Genomic DNA, 6,493 nt, shown 5'->3' with positions numbered 1-6,493 from the left:
TCTACAACCGCGACGTGAACGGCGTGTACTACATCAACGCGAACATGAAGGAGCCGATCGGCTCCTTCGCCGGCGCGGACAACCGGCTGCGGTTCGCGAGCGGCACGGCGGGGCGCATCAACGCGCACGTCGACAACGCCATCGTGTTGAAGAACCAGAACGAAGGGCGCTCGTGGACCGCGTCAGGAAGCCTCGAGCGGTCGCTGCGGGGCGGCCTGTGGCTCAAGACGGCGTACAGCTACGGCGAGGCGAAGAACACGGTCGATCCCGGATCGATCGCGTTCGGGTCCTGGAACAACAACCAGCACTCCAACGATCCGAACAACCCCGGCCTGGGATTCGCGAGCGCGTCGCCCGGACACCGCGTCTTCATCACGGGCTCGTACTCGCGTGAGTACTTCAACTTTGGCGCGACAACCGTCAGCGTCTTCTGGGAAGCGCGCAACGGCGGAAACACCAGCTACACGTTCGGCGGCGACGCCAACGGGGACGGCGGGACGAGCAACGATCTGCTCTACGTCCACCGCGACACGTCGGAAATGAACTTCCAGACGTTCACCTCTGGCGGCCGCACCTACACGGCGGCCGAGCAGGCGGCGGCGTGGGACGCGTACATCCAGCAGGACGATTACCTGAAGGATCACCGCGGCGAGTACGTCGAGCGCGGCGCGGTCTTCCTCCCGTTCGTGAAGCGGATGGATCTCAGCGTGTCGCAGGACTTCTTCCTGAACTTGAAGGGCCGGCGTCACCAGTTCCAGTTCAGGGCCGACGTGCTCAACTTCGGCAACCTGCTGAACAGCGAGTGGGGAGTCGGTCAGCGGCTGATCAACACCCAGCCGTTGACCAATCCGGGCGTCGATGCACAAGGGCGTCTGACGTACAGGCTGAGGGTGGTGAACAACGAGCTGATGACGACGTCACTCCAGCAGACCGCCGGGCTGACGGACGTGTACCGGGTGATGTTCAGCCTGCGGTATACATTCTAGAAAGAGGCGAGGTACCAGAGGCCAGGTACGACAAAGGCCAAAGGCCCAAAGAAAAGGCCCGGTTGCATCGCAGCCGGGCCTTTTTCTTGTTTGCCTGAACCCTGAACCCTCGCTCGTGCCTCGTGCCTACTTCTCGTGCAGGCGCTGGCACACCCCCACGGCCCCCGACGGATCCATCGCCTCACTGGCCTGGTCGATGTGCTGCACGACGCCGCCGGTGTCGATGACGAACGTCGTCCGGCGCGCGACCCCGCTCTCCTCGTCGAGGATGCCGTACTTCCGCGACACCTCGCGCTTGCCGTCGCTCAGGATCGGGAACTCGACGCCAAGCTGCTCGCGAAAGGCCTTGTTCGCCCATGCGCTGTCGACGCTGATGCCGAAGACCGTGGTGTTGGTCTCGTTGAACTTGCCGGCATTGTCCCGGTACCGGGACATCTCGGTCGTTCAACCGGGCGAGAACGCCGCGGGAAAGAACGCCAGCACGACGTTCTGCTTGCCCTTGAACGAGCTGAGCGTGACGTTCTTGCGCGCGATCTTGCCCTCTTCCATGGCGAGATAGGACAGCGTGAAATCCGGTGCCGGTTCGCCGACCTTCACGGCGGGCGGCGGCGGCGGAGGCTGCGGCGCCGGCTGTCCTCCGCCTCCCGTCGTCTGGCCCGAGGCCAGCATCGCAACCAACGTGAAAACCTCAGTCATGGGTACTCCTTTGGTCTTCCATGTACGGCTCGCCAAGTTCCTTCAGCGCCGCGCGCGTGCGGTCCACGGCCTCGCGCAGGTAATGCCTGTCGAGATCGATCCCGATGAAACTGGTCCCGAGGTGGGCGCAGGCCACCGCGGTGCTCCCCAACCCGACGAACGGATCGAGCACCAGCCGGGCGCGTCCAAGACCGTGGAGCCGGATGCACATCTCGGGAACCTTCGGCGGAAAGGTCGCCGGATGCGGCCGATCCCGGTCGCGGCTCTGGATCGTTTCGTACGGAATGAACCACGCGTTGCCGCGGCATCGACGATCGTCACCGGCCCCTTCCCACCGCGTCACGTTCGACTTGTCCTGATAGGGAACCCCGATGGCGCGCCGGTCGAGCGGCGTGCGCCCGGTCGGCGTGAAGTGGAAGATGAACTCGTGGCAGTCGTTGACGAAGCGGTCGCTGTTGATCGGCTTGTAGTGCCCGGCCGCGAGGCCGCGCTCATCGAGCGCGATCGATTTGATCCAGTGAATCAGGTTCTGGAGGTGAAGATGCCTGCGGACGGCCTGCGCGACGTCCATCGCCACCCAGGGGTCGGTCGGCTTGTGGCCGACGTTGAGAAACAGCGACCCGTCGCGCTGCAGGGTGGCGGCCGCCGCCGCGATCCAGCGGTTCGTCCACTGGAGGTACTCCTCGCGCGGGAGCTGGTCGTCGTAGGTGCGGTACCTCACGCCGAGGTTGTACGGAGGCGAGGTCACAACGACGTCCGCGCTCCCCTCGGGCAGGGCGGTCAGCACCCGGACGCAGTCGCCAAGGTGAAAGGTGAAGACAGACCTTCGGGTCTTCAGAACGGCGTAGAGGGTCGACGGAACGGAACGCGAAGAGGAGTCAGGAGATAGGGAGGAGCGGCCGACAGGAAAATGTTTGGCGCCACGGGGCATCGGGATGCCCGTCAGCTTACCATCCTCCGGGCAGGGCTGCCCGGGGATTACGACGCTTTTGTAACCGGGACCGCCACGCCGAAGCGGCTCGGGGCGAGCGTGTGGTTGCGACGATGGCTCGTCACCTCGCAGGCATGCCCCTTCTCTTCGACGTAGACGATCTCGCGGTTGGTCGCCACCTCGCGGTACCGGCCCGTGACACAGCCGCATGACAGGGTGGTGAACCCGAGGAGACGAACGAGAGAGCTCATAAGTCCGCGGTCCCTTCAGCCGCGGTCAATTCGACGGAAAGCAAACGCAATGCCGTTGAGGTCCGTCGTGAGAACAGGGCGGTTGCTCCTGCGTCTGTCGCGAGTTTCTGAATATTTAGACGCAGGATTGGCTTTCGAGGATCAATCGGCGTGCCGGGAACGTGCGTTTGGGACGCCGAAGTGTCGATTGCGCCACGCCGTTGGATTCAGGCCGTCAAAATCTTGGATGGGGATCAGCGTGCGTGGCGCGGCCGGGCGGCGTGCGCGGAAACGGGCCACGGCCGCACGCGACGTCGGCCCGCGACAGGCGTCCCGGGTCCCGCGCCCTGTCCGCCAAAGCGCCCGGAGGGCACGACGGCAGGGAAGGCGCGGGGCCGGAACGCGGTCGCCTTAGAAGTCGAGCCTCACGCCGAAGCGGACGATGCGCGGATCCAGGAGGGCGATGATCCGGTGGAGCGCCGCCGTCGTGATGTTGAAGTTCGTCACCGTGTCGGCGTTCGTCGCGTTGAACACGTCCACCATCGCCGTCAGGCGCCCGGCGGCGCCCAACGAGAACGACTTATCCGCGCGGAAGTCGAGGATGCCGACGTTTGGCGCCCGCCGCGCGTCCACCGGCTCGACGCGGAGCGTCTCGCTGCCCGCGTTCGGGTGGTTGACGCTGATCGTGCGCCCCCAGTTGCGGCCGCTCTGCAGCTTGTACGAGCCGCTGACGCCGATGTCCCATGGCATGACATAGCGCGCAATCATCTTGTAGTTCCACAGCGTGGACGTCTCCCGGCCGAAGGCCCGCCGATTCGGCTGCCAGAGATAGGCCTTGCCGATGCCGATCGAATCGAGCGCGCTGGAGGTCGACGAGTCGCCGTGGTACTGCTTCAGCCACGTGTGGCCGAACGAGGTGAGCGCCATCCAGCGGCCGCTGAAGCGGCGGTTCAGCGCCACCTCGAACGTGTTGAAGTCCGAGTGGTAGTCATCCGGATTCGTGAAGACGCGGTCCTGCCCGATGCCCGCCGGGCGATCGAACACGGTGAGCGTCTGCTCGTCGCCGGTTCCCAGCGTATTGTCCGGGCCCGGGTCGACGAGCTGGCGAGCGATCGTGTACGCCCCGACGCGCAGCAGGTCCACTTCCGCCCAGTCGTCGCGGACGTTCTTGTAGACCCACGAGGCGCGTGCCGACAACCCGCGGACCACTTCCTGCTCGAAGTGTCCCGAGATCTCCTGGCTGTAGGGACGCTCGAGATCGGGATCGATGCGCACGAACCCGGCGCCGCCCTGCGTCGACAGAAACGTACCAAGCTCGTTCGGCCCGTCCAGCAGGCGGTTGCCGTTCGGGTCGACGAAGCGATAGCGCAGCCGCGCGGTGCCGACCGGATTCTGCAGCGCCGCCAGCGTGTCGGGCGCCGAGTTGAAGTAGAACTGCCCGAAGTAGCCCTTGATCACCGAGCGATTGTTGCCCCTGACGTCCCAGGCAAACCCGATGCGCGGGCCGAAGCTGGTGGACTCCGAAACGGTGGTTTCCGAGACGGTTCGCGGAGACAGGAACGACACGATGCGCGGGTCGGTGGAGCCGGCCAGTGCGGCGACCCCCTCGGGCGCGATCGTCTGCTCCGGGTAGAAGTCCTTGTAGCGATCCATCCGGAGGCCGAGCGTCAGCGTCAGGTTGGCGGACATCTTCCAGACGTCCTGCAGATACGCCGAATGCGCGGTGACGCGGTTATCCCCGTCGTTGGGCGTGTTATAGATTTCAAGCTCGCTGACCGAGGTCCCGCGGTCGCGATAGAAGACGTTGCCCGCCGGCTGATCGCGGAAGAAGAGGCGTTTCTCCCACCGTCCCTCGACGCCGACCTTGAAGTCGTGGGATCCGCGCCAGCCTTCCTTGAAGTAGCTCAGGTTCGCGTTGTACTGCGGCTTGAACCGCCGCTGCTTCTGGTAGAAATCGCTCGCGCCGCCGTTGAAGTACTCGCCGGTGGTCAGGTCGATCCGTCCCGGCTGCAGCGTCTCCTTGAAGAAGCCGTTCTCGGTGGTCGGCCTGAGCGGGAAGTAGTTGCGCCAGCCCGACGCCTGCACGTCGAGGAACGCCCGGTCGCCGAGTACGCTGGTCCATTCCAGCTTGAACGGGTAATTGCGGGACGCCTGGAAGTACGCCGCGGACACGGGGACGTCCACCGCGAGATCCCGCAGCGGCTGCAGCTTCTCGCGCTTGTTCCAGTAGCCGATCAGCTGGTTGCCCCTCGAGAGCTGGTACGTGCCCTTGACGGTGTAGTTCGTGAGCTTGGACTGCGCCAGGTCCGGCAGCCCGGTGATGAACTTGTACTGATTGTTCAGCCGGTACGACGCGAAGAACCACGCGCGGCCGCGCACGATCGGCCCGCCGAGGTTGCCATTGAGATCGTACTGCCGATCGATCTGGTTGCCGCGGTTGACGCCGCCCGTCGGGGCCTTGAACTCGCCTTTCGTTCCTCCCGTCACCTGCAGCGCGGGGTCGACGTTGTCCGAGATCGTTCCCTTGCCTTCCCAATCGGAGTACCACTGGCCCTGGAACCGATCGCCGCCGGACTTGACGGTGACGTTCATCGATCCGCCCGGCGTGTCCTGGTCCGCGCCCGTGCCGGCGCCGCCGATCTGGAACTCTTCGAAGGAGCCGAAGTCGAAGTAGCCGGCGTTGGCATCCGTGTTCTCGGTGGTGTTGATGCCCTCGATGCGCGTGGTCCGCTGCTGGCTGAGCCCGTACACATTGAAGCCGGTCTGCGTGCCGGTGTGCGACCCCCCCACGTCGTAGCCGGTCATCACGATGCCGGGCGCCTGGGACATGGCCGCCCAGATGTCGCGCGCGTTCGGGATCTCGGTGAGCAGCTCCTTGGTGAAGTTCGTGCCCACCGTGGTCGTCGAGGTGTCGACGATCGGCGATTCTCCCGTGACCGTGACGGTCTCCTGGAGCGTGGCCACGTCCAGCCTGGCGTCGACGGTGAGCGTCGTGCCGATGACGACCCTGATCCCTTCGTGCTTGAGGGTCTTGAACCCGTTCAGCTCGAAGGTGACGGTGTAGGTGCCCGCCGGCAGGGCGATGAAGCGGTAGGTCCCGTCTGCCGCGGCGGCCGTGGTCTGCGGTTGAATGAGCGCCGGACTGGTCGCGGTGACCGTCACGCCGGGCAGCACGGCGCCACTGTTGTCAGTGACGGTGCCGTTGATGCGGCCGCGGAACTCCTGCGCGATGGCCGGTACGGCCGTGAGCACCACCATCGCCAGCGCGAGTCCCCAGCCCGAGCTGTACCGATTCCCCATGCCTGCATCTCCTCCTGTCGGTCCGAACTGTTACGCGAACAGATGATGAAAACGATCGGCTGTTCGGCCGTCCCCCGGAGGCAGGCGGGCAACGAAGATCGTGACGAAAACGATAGACGTTCCCTCGGGAATTCGCAAGGTGAACTTGACACGCCGCAACGTCGCGCCTGATAGTGCGCTGCCGGGCGCGGACGAGGCCCGGGCACGGAGCAGAGCGACCGTATGGGCCACAAATGACCAGCGCAACCCCATCTTCCGCGGCCAGCCGCAGGGGACGTTCAAGCTGCCGTTCAACGCCCTACTCACGTCAACCGGCGCATCACAGGAGACGCAAGGAACACGATGATTAC

Annotated in this window: 6 protein-coding genes; 1 reads left to right on the top strand and 5 read right to left on the bottom strand. The window is 65.3% G+C overall.

The genetic code is table 11. The features are described 5' to 3' along the window. A partial coding sequence (locus tag HYU53_12950; protein MBI2222100.1) for a TonB-dependent receptor occupies positions 1 to 986 on the top strand: 986 nt, incomplete at its 5' end. Between the two features lie 126 nt (positions 987 to 1,112). On the opposite strand, the gene HYU53_12945 is transcribed toward HYU53_12950, so the two are convergent. From HYU53_12945 to HYU53_12925, 5 genes are all read right to left on the bottom strand, one after another. Next, on the bottom strand, positions 1,113 to 1,421 hold the full coding sequence (locus HYU53_12945; GenBank protein MBI2222099.1) for a redoxin domain-containing protein: 309 nt from the start codon (positions 1,419 to 1,421) through the stop codon (positions 1,113 to 1,115). Positions 1,422 to 1,430: 9 nt separating this feature from the next. After that, positions 1,431 to 1,655, bottom strand: a complete 225-nt coding sequence (locus tag HYU53_12940) for a redoxin domain-containing protein (protein ID MBI2222098.1) — start codon at positions 1,653 to 1,655, stop codon at positions 1,431 to 1,433. Between the two features lie 19 nt (positions 1,656 to 1,674). Beyond that, positions 1,675 to 2,613: a site-specific DNA-methyltransferase gene (locus tag HYU53_12935; protein MBI2222097.1), complete on the bottom strand. Its 939-nt coding sequence runs from the start codon at positions 2,611 to 2,613 to the stop codon at positions 1,675 to 1,677. Positions 2,614 to 2,660: 47 nt separating this feature from the next. Next, on the bottom strand, positions 2,661 to 2,864 hold the full coding sequence (locus tag HYU53_12930) for a hypothetical protein (protein ID MBI2222096.1): 204 nt from the start codon (positions 2,862 to 2,864) through the stop codon (positions 2,661 to 2,663). 390 nt (positions 2,865 to 3,254) lie between these two features. After that, a complete protein-coding gene (locus tag HYU53_12925) occupies positions 3,255 to 6,143 on the bottom strand; it encodes a TonB-dependent receptor (GenBank protein ID MBI2222095.1) in 2,889 nt (962 codons plus the stop codon). Positions 6,144 to 6,493: the final 350 nt, after the last annotated feature.

The organism is Acidobacteriota bacterium (genome assembly GCA_016184105.1).
GTDB lineage: Bacteria > Acidobacteriota > Vicinamibacteria > Vicinamibacterales > 2-12-FULL-66-21 > JACPDI01.
The sequence above is the reverse complement of the archived record's forward strand: the minus strand, read 5'-3'. Positions and strand labels throughout refer to the sequence as shown.